Below are 17,709 nucleotides of genomic sequence, written 5' to 3' on the forward strand. Positions count from 1 at the left end.
GTGGATATAGTATAATGGGATTATTGTGAATTAGAGCTATTTCTAACAGAAAGGGAGAAGAATGACAATATCAGTAATTATTCCTTGTTATTATGAAGAAGAGACGATTCCACTATTTTATGCGGAAATGGAAAAAATTAAATCACAAATAGATGATAATTTTGAATACATCTTTGTCAATGATGGTTCAAAAGATAGAACTTTACAAGTTCTACGCGACTTAAATCAAGCAGATAAAAATGTTCACTATCTTTCTTTTTCGAGAAATTTTGGAAAAGAAGCAGCTCTGTATGCGGGTCTCAAACATGCAACTGGTGATTTAGTGACTGTCATGGATGCGGATTTGCAAGATCCTCCGGAACTTTTACTCACAATGAAATCTATGCTGGAGAAGAATCCAGATTTGGATTGTATAGGAACACGACGGACAACACGTGATGGGGAACCTCCGATTCGTAGTCTTTTTGCTAAGATGTTTTATAAATTGATCAATAGAATTAGTCAAGTTGAAATGGTGGACGGTGCGCGCGATTTCCGTCTCATGCGTCGGCAAATGGTAGATGCCATTTTAGAAGTTTCTGAGTATAATCGTTTTTCTAAAGGGATATTTGCATGGGTTGGTTTTGAGACAGAGTATTTAGAATATAAAAATGTCGAACGCGTAGCAGGGCAGACAAGCTGGAATTTTTGGCAGTTATTCAATTATTCTTTAGAAGGAATCATTAATTTTTCAGACGCTCCTTTGACTATTGCTTTTTTAGCAGGTATTTTGGCTTGTATAGTAGCATTTGTTTTGATGTTAATTGTGATTGTACGAACACTAATTTTTGGAGACCCAACGTCTGGTTGGCCTTCGATGGTGTCTATTATTCTCTTTTTAGGAGGATTCCAATTATTGACTATTGGTATTTTAGGAAAATATGTTGGCAAAATTTTTATGGAAACAAAGAAGCGACCAGTTTATGTGATTAAGGAGAAGAGTGAATGATTTTTAGGAGATATTTGTCTGATTTTAAAAATTATATTCAGTTAAATAAAATTTCTGCTATTTTTATTTTTATCATTTATTTAGTTGTTAATATGAATATTGGTTTAGCAGAGTTTCCCTATATTGATGATATAGGAAGGCAATTGCAAGGATATTCTGGCTTTTCTGAACACTATTCAAGATATGTAAGTGAGTACTTTGCCCATTTTATAAGTGGAGGATGGCGATTAACAGATTCAGGTCTAACCACTCATGTCATATCTGCTTTTATCTTGGCTCTTGCTAGTCTGATTTTAGTATTTGTTCTGTTCCCGAAAAACAAAATGAGCCTTACTACTGCCTTTGTTTCTACAATTATAGGAATTAATCCTTGGTTTCTAGAACCACTAAGTTTTAGATTTGACAATCCATTTATGTCTCTAAGCATTTTGTTCTCAGTCACTCCTTTTGTTTTTTGGGATAATAAGAAATTATTTGCTACTTCATCTATTATTGGTATATTTTTAATGTGCAACTCTTATCAAGCTTCTTCCGGTATTTATATCATACTAACCTTAACAATGTTGTTTTTAGAGTTAACACAAGGAAGACGGTTCAGAGAAGAACTTTTTAAAGTATTTATTTCTATAGTTTCTTATTCAATCGGAATTGTCTTATATCGTTTTCAAATTCTAATTAAGCCTCCTATTTTTGCTGATCAAGCTAAAATTCCAAGCCTCTTGGAGATTTTTAAGGTATTCATTATGAATGCTAAGGGATATCTGGAAAATATTTTTTTGCAGAGTTCTACCATTTGGATTATTTTAGCTGCATTAGCTATTGTTCTATTAATTATCAGTATAATCCGTTTCGCTAAAACAAGATTATTTTCAACTTTAACTTATATAATTATTTGGTTAATATTAGGAAGTATCTTTAGTTATGGAACGTACTTAATTTTTCCTGTTCCTTATTATTTATTGAGACCAAGATATGAGTACGGTATGGGAATTTTCCTTGCTATTATTTTGGTTGTTGGTCTTGAGTTTTTTAAGGAAAGCAAATTTTTGCTAGGTTTGAAATCATTCATATCAGGATTATTAGTATTTTATTTCTTGTCATTTTCTTTTGTTTACACAAGTAGTTTAAAGCAGCAGAATGAGATGTTCAAATTACAAAGTATTATGCTAGGGTCATCGTTGAATAAGTATGTGAACTCTTATACAAATGTAATTTATGTGAATAGATTCCTTTCTAATTCACCTATTTTTAACAACAGTTCGTCTGTTTATCCAATTTTGAATAGTTTGATTATGCCGAATACTAATGTTTCTTGGGATATGACTATGAGATTTAATAGTATAACTAACCTAAATGTTGATTTTAAGCTTGTTGATATTTCAACTATAGATTTTACAAATGGGGAATATACACAGCTTGAAGAAACAAAAATTTATAATATTTATCTTCAAAATAATAAATTGTTTGTTATTATGAAATAATAATTTTGGGACAGCTAATATTAATATTTTTAGCATGTGTCGCATGGAAAGAACGCAATAGGTTTATGTGTTTAAAGAAAAAACAAATATTACTATTTTTCACTATTATTACTTTATTAAAATAGGAGACGTTGTGAAAGAAAAAAAGACTAGTTTGATTTTATTTTTATCTTCATTTATATATGCAATTCAGTTTTATATTAATAACAAGATTGCTCCTGTAGGCGATCAAATTGCTTTTTTGAAGTATGCTAAGGAGTTTAAATTTAATTATCTACTGTTTGGGTTGGATCGATATTTCACTTGGAGTAGTAGATTATTGATTGAATCTGCGACACTCTTTTTTTCTGTTCATGAAAAATTCATTATTTTTGTGGCTTTATTCTGTTGTTGATAGCGTCTATAAGATTAGCTCCTCAATTACCTTGGCTTCCCGCTTTGCTTATTTTTATTTTCTTTCCAGCAACTGAATTTTTAAGTGCAGGTTCCATCCCGACTTACGTGAATTATATATTTCCTGCTTCATTTCTGATTTTTTCACTTTTGCAAAAAGATTCCCCCCAAAATTGGATAAAAATACCTTGTTTTATATTTTTTGCTTTTGCAGTAATGCAAGAACAGCTAGCAGTATACGCTTTTTTGTGGCTTGGTTTTGAACTAATTACTTCTAAAAAAGACAAAATAAGCAATGGCGCTTATTTCTTGCTCTCTATTTTAGGAATTTTATCTGCAAAATTGTCATCAGGAAATGGAGTTAGGTTTGGTAAGGAAGTTGCCACTTGGTTTCCTAATTTTTCAAATTTAAATATTTTTCAGAAAATAGGCTTAGGTTTTCTCGAAACAGGCGATAAGATGTTATCTGTCTCCTTTCCATTTGTTATCTTATTTTTGGTAGTATTGCTTATTTGTGCGGTTCAAAAGAAAAATATCATAGCAATCTCTCTGAGTGGCTTTGTTTTGTTTAATATTTTTTCACAAAAAATTGGATTTAATAATTTATTTGGAACTTTATCGAGCATCAGTAAAGTAGCTAGAGAATCTGGAACCTTTTCTTTTAACATCACCTATTTAAGTGCGATTGGTTTTTATGGACTTTTGTTATTAATGATTCTTTATTCAATGTGGTTGGTTATTCCAGAAATGAAAGAAAGAATTTGGCTTATCTATTTATTTGTGATAGGTTTTGCAAGTCGTATGCTCATATCATTATCACCAACCTTATATGCTTCAAATACAAGAACATTTTTGCCTCTTATGATTAGTTTATTTATCACTACTTGTAAGTTGGTATATGCCATGTATATTCAGCATGTAGACAGAGAAAAAGTATAAAGGTATGAAGTGTCAATCTACATAAGAAGATAGACGGATAAGTATGTTAAAGCAGATTTTTTCTGCTTTTTTTGATATAATGGATTTGTTGAATGTTTATTGTTCAGAAAGGAATTTCAAATGATTTTAATTACAGGAGCTAATGGACAGCTTGGAACAGAACTTCGTTATCTTTTAGATGAACGCAATGAAGAGTATGTGGCAGTTGACGTGGCAGAAATGGATATTACAAATGCCGAAATGGTAGAGAAGGTTTTTGCAGAAGTGAAGCCAAGTCTCGTCTATCACTGTGCTGCCTATACAGCTGTGGACGCAGCAGAAGATGAAGGAAAAGAACTGGATTATGCAATCAATGTCACAGGAACTGAAAATGTTGCTAAAGCAGCAGAAAAGCATGGTGCAACACTTGTTTACATTTCTACAGACTATGTTTTTGCTGGAGATAAGCCAGTTGGGCAGGAATGGGAAGTAGATGATCAACCAGCCCCTCAGACAGAATATGGTCGCACAAAGCGCATGGGAGAGGAATTGGTTGAGAAATATTCTAGCCGTTTCTACATTATCCGCACAGCTTGGGTCTTTGGAAATTATGGAAAGAACTTTGTTTTCACTATGCAGAATTTAGCGAAAACACATAAAACCCTGACTGTTGTGAATGACCAACACGGTCGTCCAACTTGGACGCGTACGTTAGCCGAATTCATGACATACTTAGCAGAAAATCAAAAAGAATTTGGCTATTATCATCTGTCAAATGATGCCACAGAAGATACGACTTGGTATGACTTTGCAGTGGAAATCTTAAAAGATACAGATGTCGAAGTTTTGCCAGTAGACTCTAGTAAGTTTCCAGCGAAAGCGAAGCGACCACTCAACTCTACCATGAGTCTAGCTAAAGCTAAGGCAACAGGCTTTGTCATCCCAACTTGGCAAGATGCCCTCAAGGAATTTTATAAACAAGGAAAGAAATAAGGAAGAAGCAGCCGAAAGGTTGCTTCTTTTGATAGAAATTATGGTATAATTAATTAGATTGAGATTATTGCAAGGGAGTAATATTTGGTTTGGAAACAAGAGCTAAAAAGATTTTTTTCTGGAACATATTAGGAAGTATGTCATCTGCCGCGGTGTCTGTAGTGTTATTATTTATAGTAACACGTGTTTTATCTAGTGTGTCTGCTGATTTATATAGCTTTGCGTATGCAATAGCTAATTTGTTTGTTATTATTGCAAGCTTTCAGGTTAGAGATTTTCAAGCAACTGATATAAAAGAAAAATATTCTTTTGATGCTTATCTGGTAACAAGATTAATTTCAAATTTTTTCATGATAGTAATTTTAGTTAGTTACTTAATCTTAAATTCATCCACTTATTCAAACTTTTGGATTATTTTTTGGGTCTCTTTTTTTCGAGTAAGTGAAGCACTTTCTGATGTATTTCAAGGTCTATTTCAACAAAAGGAGAGGCTAGATATTGCAGGGCAATCGTTGTTCTTACGAAATACAATTTCTACATTAGCTTTTGCTCTAAGTTTGTTATTTTCAAGAAACTTGCTTTTATCTGTGATTATTCAGACAGTGGTTTCTTTCCTATTTATTGCATTGTTTGATGTTCCAAAATCTAAATTATTCCATGTAATTGATTTTTCTAATGTAAGAATAAACGATATTTTTAATATTTTAAAAGATTGTTTTCCGTTGTTTATAAATGCATTTTTATTGGTTTCTATCTATAATCAGCCCAAATATGCTTTAAATGTTATTTTTAATAAAGGAATAATAGAATCGGGTGTTCAAAGGGATTTTAGTATTTTATTTACTCCAATATTTGCAATGAACTTGATGATTGTGTTTTTGAGACCTATGATTACCCAGCTTGCAGTATTCAAAGAAGAAAATAAATTCAAGTACTTCATAACCTATAAAAATAATTTATTTAAAATTTTATGGATAACGAGTGTGCTAATTTGTATTAGCGGTGCAATAGTTGCGATTCCTTTGATAAATATTGTATATGGAACTAATTTAGAACAGTACTATAGTAGTTTTTTAGTATTATTACTTGGAGGAGTTACAAGTACTTTTTCAACAGTTTGTGATAATATTTTGACAGTATTTAGAAAGCAACATTATCTGGTAATCTCATTTATGGTAGGCTACCTTGTATCTATATTTATTACAGAACCATTAGTATTAAAATTTGAAGTTTTTGGAGCTTCCCTTTCTTTCTTAATTTCAATGCTTGCTTGGTTAAGTGTATCTTTGATAATCTATTTTACAGTAAATCCATATACTTTTTTTAGAAAGAACAAATAAAAAATATGAAATTTTCTATTATTATTCCTGCCTATAATATTGCAAATTATTTGGATAATTGTGTACAAAGTGTATTGAATCAATCATACGAAAATTATGAGCTTATCATTGTGAATGATGGCTCTACAGACAATACAGGGAAAATTGCAGATAAATTCTTATTAAAGTCTAATAAAGTATCTGTGATTCACCAAACGAATGGTGGTGCTTCAAAAGCACGTAATAACGGGATAAAAAATTCAACTGGAGATTACATCTTATTCTTAGATGGAGATGATTTTTGGAGTGATACTGACTTTTTACATCAGTTGGCTGTTGAAATTGAAATGAAAGTTTCTGAAGTAGTGATTTTTGGTTTTAGTTATTATGATAATGGTCGAATTAAATCCTTTCCTGTATCAGATGAGAATGATTTAGTAAAAGCAGTTAATGCTGGAGTGTTTAATGGACCTAATTGGAATAAATGCATCTCTAAAGAACTTATTAAAAACGGGTTAGTGTTTCCAGAAGATTTGGTTTCTGAAGATAGTCTTTATTGTTCACAAATATTGAAGTTGATTTCCAATTTCTCTGTTTTGTCAAGTACTCAATATATGTATCGTCAGAATCGATTAGGCAGTTTAACAAATAGTATTAAAGAAAAAAATGTTTTAGACACATTGAAGGGGATTTCTCGTGGACTTGATGATTATTCAAGTTTGTCTAAGGAAAAGCAAGATGCGATAAACATCTATTTTTCAATTTCTTATATATCGATTATTCCTTATGTAGAGCGTTATCTTTCAAATGGAGAAATATATAATTTGTTAAGAAATTATAAATACTTACTGAGATATTCTAAAAATATAAATAATAAGCCATTCATGCTTACAGGACAATTTACTAGAATTTTTGGAATCAATTTCTCTACGAAAATATTTGCTTATCTTCTAAAATTTTATAAATAAATTTCAATATATTAGAAAGAAAAAAATGTCCAATCCAGCAGTTTCAGTTGTTATTCCGGTATATAATGCACAAGATGGCATTAAGCAATGTTTGACTTCTTTATTAAAACAGACGTTCAAAAATTTTGAAATCATTCTTTTAAATGATGGTTCTACTGACGAATCCCTAAAAGTTTTACAAAGTTACTCATCTCAGTATAGTTTTATAAAAGTTATTGATAAGGAAAATGAAGGGGTTGCTAAAACAAGAAATCAAGGGATTTTATTAGCTAAAGGTGAATATATCATTTTTATAGATAATGATGATTTTGTTAATGAGGATTATATAGAACATTTTTATAATGTTATTCACCAAGAAAAAAAGGATATTGTTCTTGGGGGCTATAAGCGTATTAATCAAAACAAAAAAATTCTTTTTAGTCAGAACTTATCAGATTCAGAGTGGTCTAAGTATATTATAGTTGCTCCTTGGGCTCGTATTTATAGGACCTCTTTTCTAAGAGAAAATAATATTGAATTTTTTGACTATCCAATTGGGGAAGATGTTATTTTTAGTATAAAAGCCTATAATAAAACCGATAAGATAAAAATTATTGATTATAATGGATATAATTGGTTTTTCAATGAATCTAGTATTTCAAATACATCACAAAAAGGGTTTAATTTTAAAATTGACATTATTTATTTTTTGAATAAAGTTAAAGAAGTATCTGGAGATTCAGACTATACGAAATATTTCATAAAACGTTACTATATTTGGTATTTATTATTTTCAGGGAAAAATGCCTCCAGTAAAGAGTTTGTGATTCAATATAATCAAATAAAAAATTGGCTAAATAAAGAAAATTTAGTTACCAATTTAAATCCACTTTCTAAAGAAATAACTGGCGAAAGGTTTCAAACTACTATATCAATATTGATGTTTGAGATCTTAGAACATTTAAGATTAGTACCAATATTTGCAAAAATATATTGTAAGGGAAAGGAACAATAGTTGAAAGTCTTAATGATTATTCCTGCTTATAACGAGGAAGAGAGCATTTTAAATACAGTTTTAAGCATTATAGAGTATCGAAAAAAAGTTGATTTTGAATTAAATTATGTAGTCATCAATGACGGTTCAACAGATGCCACTAAAAAAATCTTAGAGAGCAATCATCTGAACGCAGTTCATTTAGTCATGAATCTGGGGATTGGTGGAGCTGTTCAAACAGGCTACAAATATGCGTTTGAAAATAATTATGATGTCGCAGTTCAGTTTGATGGTGATGGTCAGCATGATATTGCTTCACTAGCTTCGCTACTGGAGCCTATCCGCCAAGGTCAGGCAGACCTAGTTGTTGGTTCGCGCTTTATTGGAGATAAAGCTTCCGAATTTCAGACCACTTTTATGCGTCGTTTCGGTATTACTATTATATCCATTTTTATCAGACTAACGACTGGCAAACGTATCTTAGACACCACTTCTGGCTACCGCTTAGCTAATAAAAAGATTATCCGACAATTTGCTACTCGTTATCCTGCCAAATATCCTGAGCCAGAATCAATTGTCCATATTTTGAAACGAAAATATAGAGTAGTAGAAGCTCCGGCAAATATGTTTGAGCGTTCTGGTGGAGTTTCTTCCATAACGCCTATCAAATCAATTCGGTATATGATTGAAGTTTGTTCATCTATTTTGATTGCTGCTTTTATGAAAGAGAGTGAATAATGTCTATTTTGTCTATTGCTATGCTGGTTGCTTCTGTTTTATTTTTATATTTTGTGTTTAGAAATATCAATAGGAATAACATATTGTTTGAGCAAGCCTTTATGTGGATTGTGATTGGTTTTGTATTGATTATTATTTCAATTTTTGATTTCATTCCAGTTTATTTTGCTCAACTTTTAGGTTTTGAATTGACCTCAAATTTTTTGCTTTCTCTGGCAGTTTTTTTCTTGTTGATTATCGTATTTTTTCATACAATTGCTATTTCTAAACAAAAGGAGCAAATCAAGCAGTTGGTGCAAGAATTATCAATTACAAAGCAAAAAATTTCTGAATTAGAAAGCGAAAAAGATGAAAAATAACCATACTTGGGTCATTTGTGCTTATGGAGAAAGTGAGTTTTTAGAAGCTTGTATTTTATCTTTGAGGGCTCAGACAATAAGATCGAAGATTATTTGCTATAGTTCGACCCCTCTTGATTCAATCAGGCAACTTTGCCAAACATACGAGATTCCTTTTTATACTAAAGAGGGTGGAGGGATTGGCAAAGATTGGAATAATGCCCTCTCTTTTGTTGATACGCAGTTTGCGACCATTGCTCATCAAGATGACTATTATGAGCCAACTTACCTAGAAGCTGTGCTGCAAAAAATAGAGCAATCTAAAGATGTTTTAATTGCTTATACAGATTACTTTGAAGAAAAAAATGGTGTCAAAGTTTTAGCTAATAAAAATCTAAAAATCAAGACATTTATGCTCAAAGTATTGAATATAATGCCAGCTAGCCATTTTTGGAGAAATCGAGTATTAGCTTTAGGAAATCCTATCTCATGCCCAGCTGTTACCTATAATCTGGCTCGGATCAAGGAGTTTCGCTTTGATGAAAAGATGCGGGTCAGTCTAGATTGGTATGCCTGGTATAAGATTAGTGAATATAAGGGACGATTTGCTTTTATCTCTGAAAAACTTATGTGTCACCGGATTCATGAGGAGTCAGAGACGACCAAAACCATTTCAGACAATACTCGAACCAAAGAAGATTTATATATGTATCAGCTCTTTTGGCCTAAATGGATAGCCAAGCTGATTAATCGTGCCTATATAAAAAGTCAAGATTCTAATTCTAATGACTAGACTTGATATGATAAGGAAAGTGTATGAAAGATTTAATATCTGTCGTTGTGACATGCTACAACCATGAAGACTATATTGAGCAATGCTTGCGCAGTATTTTTAAGCAGAGCTACAGAAATATTGAACTTTTTGTTTTAAATGATGGCTCTACAGATAAGTCTGCTCAGATTATCCAAGAAACTCTGAGAGATTCTCCTTTTCCAACACAATTTAAAAGCCATGAGAATATGGGGGTAGTTAAAACACGTAATAAAGGGCTATCCCTGATTCAGGGGACATTTTTCCTCTTTGTGGATAGCGATAATTTTCTAGATGAGAATTATATTGAAAAACTTTATCAGAAACTTTGTTCGGAAAAAGCAGATATTGCATATAGTAATTTATATGACCCAGATAGACACAAAATTTATTTAAAAAGTCATCCATTTGATTTATCTTCTTTTTTAGAGAGAAGCTATATTGATAGTTGTTCCTTAGTTCGAACAGAAGTAGCTCAAGGTATAGTTTATGATGTGGAGCTCAACTATAAGAAGCTAGAGGATTATGATTTTTTGCTTAATTTGATTATCAATAAGCAAGCAGTTCCAATCTATGTTCAGGATACGAAATTAAATTATCGTGTTCTTGAAAACTCTATATCTCAGAGAAATTCTACCAAGTACCATTTTGATGTTTATCTTTATGTTTTAAAAAAATATCTAGATAAAATACCTCAGGAAGTTTATCAGGCTCTGAGTGATAACATCTTTATTCTAGAAGGACGGCTAGATGATTTAATCCAGCATACTGCCAAAGTAGCTGACTATGTTTCTGAATTAAAAGGAGAATTAAGCACTTCAAAAGAAACTATCAAAACTTTGAAAATAAATGTGAAAAAGATTAAATATCAGAGAGATGAAGCGATTGAAGAGCAGTTTGAAATTCGCCGTTCTATTTCCTATCGTTTAGGAAATGCAATGATTACACCTCTAAAATATATGGGGCAGATTATTCGGAACCCTAGAAACATAAAAGGTGTTTTTAGTCTGATAAAACAACAGCTAATTCGACTGAAAAGAAAGGCAAAATCTCCTAAGACATATTATTATCAACTATTGCGCAATTCTCAACGTAAGCAGATCGCAAATGTAAATGGAAAAAAAGTGCTCATTTATGTTATTTTTGAATCTGAAAGACGTTTACAGCAATATAAAATCCTCTTTTTGGAGAAATTAGCGGTTTTAGCTGATGAGACTTTAATTGTAGTGAATGGTGAGTTGCTTGCAGAAGATATAAAAATTTTAGAGAAATATGGTCAAGTGTTAACAAGAGATAATATTGGCTATGATACAGCAGCTTTTCGTGAGGGAATTTTGGCTCTTGGAAAGGATAAGTTGCAACAATATTCTCAGTTAATGTTAGTGAATGATACCAATATTGGTCCAACGAGGGATTTTATAGAAGTATTTCAAGTTATGGCTAAAAAAGAGCTTGATTTCTGGGGAATTTCTTACGGAGAAACTCAAGAAGATATTACAGGATTTAATAAGTACGGATATATTCCTGAACATTTGCAGTCGTATTTTCTTGTTATCGAGCCGCTGTTATTACATTCAAATGCTTTCTATGACTACTGGGAACAGCTGACAGATACAGACTCACGTGATGAAGCCATTGGTAAACATGAAACTATTTTTACAAAGTATTTTGCAGACTTAGGCTATCGTTATGATGCGCTAGTTCATGAAAATAGAGATTCTGCTATGTATATTCATCCCTTGAGAATGTTAGAAGCAGGCAGTCCACTAATTAAATACACTGCTTTGCGCAACTACGATGACCAGCAATTTTTATGGCAAGGATTGGAAAGAGAATCTGAAATACCGGATTTGTTAGACTATATTCAAGAGAATACGGATTATCCTATCCGTATTCTTGAAAACATTATTCAAAAATTCAAAGATATACCACGTGATCAATATATCTTAATTATTGACGGAGTGGAGAATATTATTCCGCAATGTACCCGCTATCGTGTTTTGAATAAGGCTGAACAGCTTAGAAAAAACGGTTTTGCTGTTAAGGTAGTAAATGCCTCTGAGTTTCAGGTTTCGCAAGCTCAATATGCTAGTCATATCATTATTTATCGCGCTCCTTGGTCTATCCAATTGCAACTTCTATGCGATTTGGCTAAGAGCGAAAACAAACCAGTATATTTTGATATTGATGACTTAGTATTTGATACAATTTATACGGATCAGCTGAGCTATACACAAGGCTTGTCCGAAAAGGATAAAAGCAACTATGATGCTGGGGTCAGAAACTATGGAAAGATGTTAGCTGCTTGTGATGGAGCCATTACTTCAACTAATCAACTGAAAGAAGAATTACTCAAGTATCAGGATACAGTTTTGTTAAATAGAAATTTAGCTTCGAGTGAATTGATGGAAGTTAGCTCATGTTTTATCAAGGATTACAATCAGCAAAGCCAACAAGTTAAGATTGGCTATTTCTCAGGGTCAATTAGTCATAACGAGAACTTTGAATTGATAAAGCCGGCTCTTAAAAAGCTGCTAGAAGCGTATCCGTTTATCGAACTTCATATTGTAGGACATCTAGATATTCCGACAGATATGAAAGTTTATGAGCAACAGATTATTGTTCATGATTATGTTGATTGGAAGACTTTACCACAGTTGATTAGTCAGGTAGACATTAATTTGGCACCTCTGGTAGATTCAATTTTCAACCGTGCTAAATCTGAGATCAAATGGTTAGAAGCAGCAATGGTTAAAGTTCCTACAATTGCTAGTGATATAGGTGCTTTTGCAGATATGGTGATAGATGGTCAGACGGGGCTTTTAGCCAAAGAGGATGAATGGAAAGAGAAGCTGGACAGCTTGATTTTTTCAGCTGAACTGCGGCAGAGATTGGCAGAAAATGCCTATCATTTTGTTTTAGAAAATTGCAGTTTAGATAACAAAGATGAAATGGTGACATATTTTGAAAAGAATAAAAACAATAAAAGTTGAAACAATCTTCTTGATATTAGCAAGTATTTTTATCCTGACGTTTATGATTGTCCAGCCAATCAATCGTGTACCTGATGAAAGTAATCATGCTCGGATGACTTGGGAAGTTTTTCATAAGCCCACATCCGAAACTTATAAATGGATGGAGAAGATTCCTGCTACACCAGATGTTTCTCCTAAGGACTACAAACAATTATTTACTAAAAAAATTGCTTTATCAAAAGAAACATTTTCTTTTAGATTCAATCTAAAATCCCTCTCTTTTCTTCCTCAGTTAATTGGAATGACTCTTGGAAGTTTCCTTTATCCCTCTGTTGGTGTAATTGTCATGATGGGACGTCTTTTTAATGCTTTGGCTTACATTATAGGAATTTACTTTCTTATTAAGTATTTTAAATATGGTAAGAAAGCTCTGCTTTTTATTTCCCTTTTGCCTATTATGGTTCAGCAAGCTGCTTCACTGTCTTATGATGTGATGAACTACTTAGAGATTATGCTGGTAATTGGCTTTTTCACTAATATTGCTTATAAAAAGAAATTTACAAATAAGAATTTGCTTGAATTGTTCTTTATTTCAATTGGACTCTTTATAACTAAGCCTAATAATTTACTTTTGCTGGGACTATTGCTGTTTATTGATTTTGAATTTGAAGGTTTTTTATCAGCTCTAAATAGAAGTTTTTTAGCAACAAAAAATTTTGTGGGTCGTTATCGCTATGTTTTCTATATATTGGGATTTATTGCATTTTTCTTAGCACTTCATCTGGCTTTTCGCAATCAAGGCGGATTAATGCATTACGGTCGGGTTTTGCTTAATACTCTCTTTAAACAGCGTCTAAATGGTGATTTGAATACAATTTTGACGATTGGAATATTTGGGTTCTTGGGAAATTTCACCATCCAATTACCTCTCTGGTTAATTTTTATTGATGTTGCAGTACTGGTCATCATTTTCTTGCAATCCCAAAAGGATTTTATGAGTCGGAGCTACACTGTTATATCTTGTTATCTTTTTGTAGTGCAGGTTATTGCTGTTATCTCTATTATGTATTTACAGTGGACACCGATTGTCCTTGGTAAAAATGCACCAGTGTCAGTAGGGGCTCAAGGCCGCTATTTCACGCCTTTTCTCATTTTGCTACTACCAACAGTCGCAAATCTTGGTGTATTGGAGATAAAAGAAGAAAAAGTTAATAGACTAATGGTTGGTACCTTGATTGTCAACTTCCTGATTTCTCTGTATTTAATGGTACCATTTTATTGGAATTTATTAGGATAAGCTATGAAAAAAACTATATTATTTATTTCCCCAACGGGAACACTAGACAATGGTGCAGAAATATCAATTGTTCATTTGATGGAATATCTAGTGCAAACGGGCCATACCGTCATCAACGCTATTCCCGACTACCATGTGTCAGTTCAGCAGGATTATATAGCAAAACTTGCTAAAAAAGGTATCGAAACACTAGCTTTGCCATCTGTTAAGTGGTGGTGGGAAGATGCACCAGGTGGTTTACCAGGAACTCATAACGAAAGAGTTATATCCTATCAGGAAAATATTGCTGCACTTAGGAAAATCATTACAGACAAACAAATTGAATTAGTCATTACGAATACAGTTAATATGTTTCAAGGAGCAGTTGCAGCAGCCTGTGAGAATATTCCACATTTTTGGCTGATTCATGAATTTCCTAATGGAGAGTTTGGCTATTATAAAGAAAAATTAACTTTCATAACTGATTACTCACAGGAAATTTTTGCTGTAAGAGGCGCTCTACAAAAGCAGCTGAAAGAATTGCTACCCAAGCAGAGTATCTTATCTTTTGCGCCTTTTACACAAATTGTTCCTACTGGAATTAAGGGAGAAGCCGCAGCAAAACGTCGTATTGTGTCCGTTGGTCGCTTAACTGAACGGAAAAACCAATTAGAATTGATTAAAGCTTATGGGAAGTTACCTCATCCTAGTCCAGAGTTGATTTTTATTGGTGCTTGGGATGAAGAATATAAGACAAAATGTGAGACTTACATAGCAGAAAAGAACCTTAAAAATATTCATTTTTTAGGTCATAGAGACCAGCCTTGGGAAGAAGTGACAGCAGCAGATCTTGCTGTCTTCCCTTCAGCTATGGAAACTTTTGGTTTGGTTTATATTGAAGCTATCATGAACGGAATTCCAGTCATTATCTCGGATAATTTGGGTCATTTGTCGGCTTATGAAATTTTTGAAGAAGGGCAGCTATATCCATCGGGAAATGTGGAAATTCTCACTGAGCGAATCAAAGAAGCTTTGGCTTCATTTGAACAGTTAAAAGAAAATTCTTTAGCTAATCTAGAAAAGATTCGCAGCCTTTATACTGTTCAGGAAGTTTATCATGAGATATTGGACCGGATTGAAAACCTGACATTTACTGATGGAAATTCCTTGTATCACCTAAAATTTTTATTTGAGTCATCTGTTTCTGCCTATCCTACAAGTTCTTTTTTGAAAAAATTAAAGAAAAAATTATGTTCAATCCTAAAAGAGTAGAGGAGCCAGGATGATAAAATCATTCTGTTTGAGTTTTTTGTATCGCATCAGAAAAAGGCGGATAAATCAGTATTATAGTTCAGACTATTGGCTGTTTTAACCGCCTTTTTATTTATTGTATTACACAAACTGTTCATAAAGTGGTATAATAGTATGAATTGTAAAATCTTGAAGTGAGGAAAATCATGCAGCATGTATTCATTATTGGAAGTCGTGGTCTTCCTGCAAAATATGGTGGATTTGAAACTTTTGTAGAAAATTTGGTTGGACACCAGGTTTCATCACAGATTCAGTATCATGTGGCTTGCTTGTCAGATAAAGAAGCCTATCATCATTTTGACTACAAAGGCGTAGATTGTTTTACGATTCAAGCACCAAAATTTGGTCCAGCTCGTGTTATTGCCTATGATATGATGGCAATCAACTACGCTTTGAAGTTAGTGAAAGAGCAAGAAATAGTTCAACCGGTTTTTTATATTTTAGGAAATACAATCGGAGCTTTTATTGCACCTTTTTCTCGAAAAATTCACCATGCCGGTGGTATATTTTACATCAATCCAGATGGTCTGGAATGGAAGCGTGCAAAGTGGGCAAAACCAGTTCAAGCTTATCTCAAGTATTCTGAAAAGTTGATGACTAAACATGCAGATTTGGTAATTTCAGATAATCAAGGAATTGAAATGTACATCAACAAGATCTATCCTTGGTCTAAAACGACTTTTATCGCTTATGGAACAGATTTAAATTTATCTTCTTTGACAGATCAGACTACAAAAGTGCGTGATTTTTTTAACCAATGGCAGAGTAAAGAAAAAAATTATTATTTGATTGTTGGGCGTTTTGTTCCAGAAAATAACTATGAAATTATCATTCGTGAGTTTATGAAGTCACAGACGCAACGAGATTTACTGATTGTCTGCAATTATCAAGGGAATGTTTATTTTGACGAGTTGCGAAATAAAACAGGTTTTGACCAAGATAAGCGGATTAAGTTTGTTGGAACGGTTTATGATCAGGAATTATTGAAGTACATTCGCAATCAAGCCTTTGCTTATATTCATGGTCACGAAGTCGGAGGGACTAATCCTGGCTTGCTGGAGGCGTTGGCGCAAACGGATTTGAACTTGGTTTTAGATGTCGATTTTAATCGTCAAGTTGCAAAGGGAACGGCTTTCTATTGGCAGAAAGCAGATGCATCTTTAGTAGAATTGATTGACCAAGTAGATATGAAAGTCGATTTCTCCCAATTAGGGCAAGCTGCCAAAGAAAATATGAAAGAAAACTACACCTGGGAAAAAATTGTGGGTGAATACGAGGAATTATTTTTATCATGAAAGTGACGATTCTCATGTCCACCTACAATGGTGAGCGATTTTTAGTAGAGCAGATTGAGAGCATCTTGAATCAGACTTATACAGACTGGCAACTATTGATTCGAGATGACGGTTCTAAAGACAGGACACGTGAGATTATTCAAGATTTTTGTCAAAAAGATAATCGCATTCGTTTTGTGAATCCCGATAGTGTCGAGAATGTTGGGGTTATTAAAAGTTTCTTTCATCTTTTGAAATATCAAACGTCAGATTTCTATCTATTTAGCGATCAGGATGACGTTTGGCTACCTGAAAAAATAGAGCTGCAGCTGAAAGAAGCAGAAAAATATGATAATACGCTACCTTTACTTGTTTATATGGATTTAAAAGTAGTAGATCAAGAACTCAATGTTGTTCATGAAAGTATGATTCAAACACAATCGGATCATGCAAATACAGAATTGCTCCAAGAATTAACAGAAAATACTGTGACTGGCGGCGTTTCGATGATTAATCAAGCTCTGGCTGACTTATGGAATGGGCAGGAGGAGTATGACTTACTCATGCACGACTGGTATCTAGCTCTACTAGCTACAGCTTTTGGCAAGCTGGTTTATATTGATAAGCAGGGAGAGTTGTATCGCCAACACTCTAGTAATGTCTTGGGAGCACGCACACTTAGAAAAAGAATGAAAAACTGGATTCGCCCGCATATCCTTTTTGCCAAGTATTGGAATCTCATCCAAGCGAGTCAAAAACAAGCAAAAAACTTGTTGGGGTTACCATTGAGCCCTGCTGATAAAGAAATTGTAGAAAATTTTGTAACGATTATGGAAGTACCTTTGACAGAACGATATAAGCGTCTATGGAAATATGGTTTCCGAAAAAATCGCACCTTCCATACTTTTGTCTTCACCACTTTGATTCTCACAAAATTTGCTTATAAGGAGTAA

Annotated in this window: 14 protein-coding genes and 1 pseudogene; all 15 read left to right on the forward strand. The window is 33.1% G+C overall.

From position 1 onward, the window contains the following. Window positions 1–61: 61 nt before the first annotated feature. The 15 genes and pseudogenes from EL087_RS03095 to EL087_RS03165 all read left to right on the forward strand — a co-directional run bounded on the left by EL087_RS03095 (window position 62) and on the right by EL087_RS03165 (window position 17,709). Window positions 62–988 carry a glycosyltransferase family 2 protein gene (locus EL087_RS03095; RefSeq protein ID WP_126406790.1) on the forward strand — a complete coding sequence of 309 codons (927 nt, stop codon included), beginning with the start codon at window positions 62–64 and terminating at the stop codon, window positions 986–988. Next, a complete protein-coding gene (locus EL087_RS03100) occupies window positions 985–2,469 on the forward strand; it encodes a glucosyltransferase domain-containing protein (protein ID WP_003027710.1) in 1,485 nt (494 codons plus the stop codon). Before EL087_RS03095 ends, EL087_RS03100 begins: the two co-directional genes overlap by 4 nt. A gap of 133 nt (window positions 2,470–2,602) precedes the next feature. Beyond that, window positions 2,603–3,801: pseudogene (locus tag EL087_RS03105) on the forward strand (beta-carotene 15,15'-monooxygenase). 120 nt (window positions 3,802–3,921) lie between these two features. Next, window positions 3,922–4,773, forward strand: coding sequence for a dTDP-4-dehydrorhamnose reductase (rfbD, locus tag EL087_RS03110; protein WP_070867565.1), 852 nt, complete (start codon window positions 3,922–3,924; stop codon window positions 4,771–4,773). An 89-nt stretch (window positions 4,774–4,862) separates the two neighbouring features. Beyond that, a complete protein-coding gene (locus tag EL087_RS03115) occupies window positions 4,863–6,113 on the forward strand; it encodes a polysaccharide biosynthesis C-terminal domain-containing protein (RefSeq protein WP_003027707.1) in 1,251 nt (416 codons plus the stop codon). A 5-nt stretch (window positions 6,114–6,118) separates the two neighbouring features. Continuing rightward, window positions 6,119–7,060 carry a glycosyltransferase family 2 protein gene (locus EL087_RS03120; RefSeq protein ID WP_003027706.1) on the forward strand — a complete coding sequence of 314 codons (942 nt, stop codon included), beginning with the start codon at window positions 6,119–6,121 and terminating at the stop codon, window positions 7,058–7,060. A 25-nt stretch (window positions 7,061–7,085) separates the two neighbouring features. Continuing rightward, complete coding sequence (locus EL087_RS03125) at window positions 7,086–8,054, forward strand: glycosyltransferase family 2 protein (protein WP_126406792.1); 969 nt, start codon at window positions 7,086–7,088, stop codon at window positions 8,052–8,054. Further along, the gene (locus EL087_RS03130; protein WP_164558125.1) at window positions 8,055–8,771 is read left to right on the forward strand and encodes a glycosyltransferase family 2 protein; all 717 of its coding nucleotides are present in this window, start codon (window positions 8,055–8,057) and stop codon (window positions 8,769–8,771) included. Continuing rightward, window positions 8,771–9,130 (forward strand): DUF2304 domain-containing protein, encoded by a 360-nt coding sequence (locus EL087_RS03135; RefSeq protein WP_003027703.1) that lies wholly within the window; start codon window positions 8,771–8,773, stop codon window positions 9,128–9,130. Before EL087_RS03130 ends, EL087_RS03135 begins: the two co-directional genes overlap by 1 nt. After that, the gene (locus EL087_RS03140) at window positions 9,120–9,902 is read left to right on the forward strand and encodes a glycosyltransferase family 2 protein (RefSeq protein ID WP_003027702.1); all 783 of its coding nucleotides are present in this window, start codon (window positions 9,120–9,122) and stop codon (window positions 9,900–9,902) included. Before EL087_RS03135 ends, EL087_RS03140 begins: the two co-directional genes overlap by 11 nt. Window positions 9,903–9,925: 23 nt before the next feature. Next, entirely contained in the window at window positions 9,926–12,913 is a 2,988-nt protein-coding gene (locus EL087_RS03145) for a rhamnan synthesis F family protein (RefSeq protein ID WP_003027701.1), read from the forward strand. After that, the gene (locus EL087_RS03150) at window positions 12,885–14,192 is read left to right on the forward strand and encodes a DUF2142 domain-containing protein (RefSeq protein ID WP_126406794.1); all 1,308 of its coding nucleotides are present in this window, start codon (window positions 12,885–12,887) and stop codon (window positions 14,190–14,192) included. The genes EL087_RS03145 and EL087_RS03150 overlap by 29 nt, the downstream gene beginning before the upstream one ends. 3 nt (window positions 14,193–14,195) lie before the next feature. After that, entirely contained in the window at window positions 14,196–15,443 is a 1,248-nt protein-coding gene (locus EL087_RS03155) for a glycosyltransferase family 4 protein (protein WP_126406796.1), read from the forward strand. Window positions 15,444–15,628: 185 nt separating this feature from the next. Next, window positions 15,629–16,777, forward strand: coding sequence for a beta 1-4 rhamnosyltransferase Cps2T (gene cps2T / locus EL087_RS03160; protein WP_003027698.1), 1,149 nt, complete (start codon window positions 15,629–15,631; stop codon window positions 16,775–16,777). Next, complete coding sequence (locus EL087_RS03165) at window positions 16,774–17,709, forward strand: glycosyltransferase family 2 protein (RefSeq protein ID WP_003027697.1); 936 nt, start codon at window positions 16,774–16,776, stop codon at window positions 17,707–17,709. Before cps2T ends, EL087_RS03165 begins: the two co-directional genes overlap by 4 nt.

Origin of the sequence: Streptococcus milleri (assembly GCF_900636525.1) — a bacterium.
Lineage (GTDB): Bacteria > Bacillota > Bacilli > Lactobacillales > Streptococcaceae > Streptococcus > Streptococcus hominis.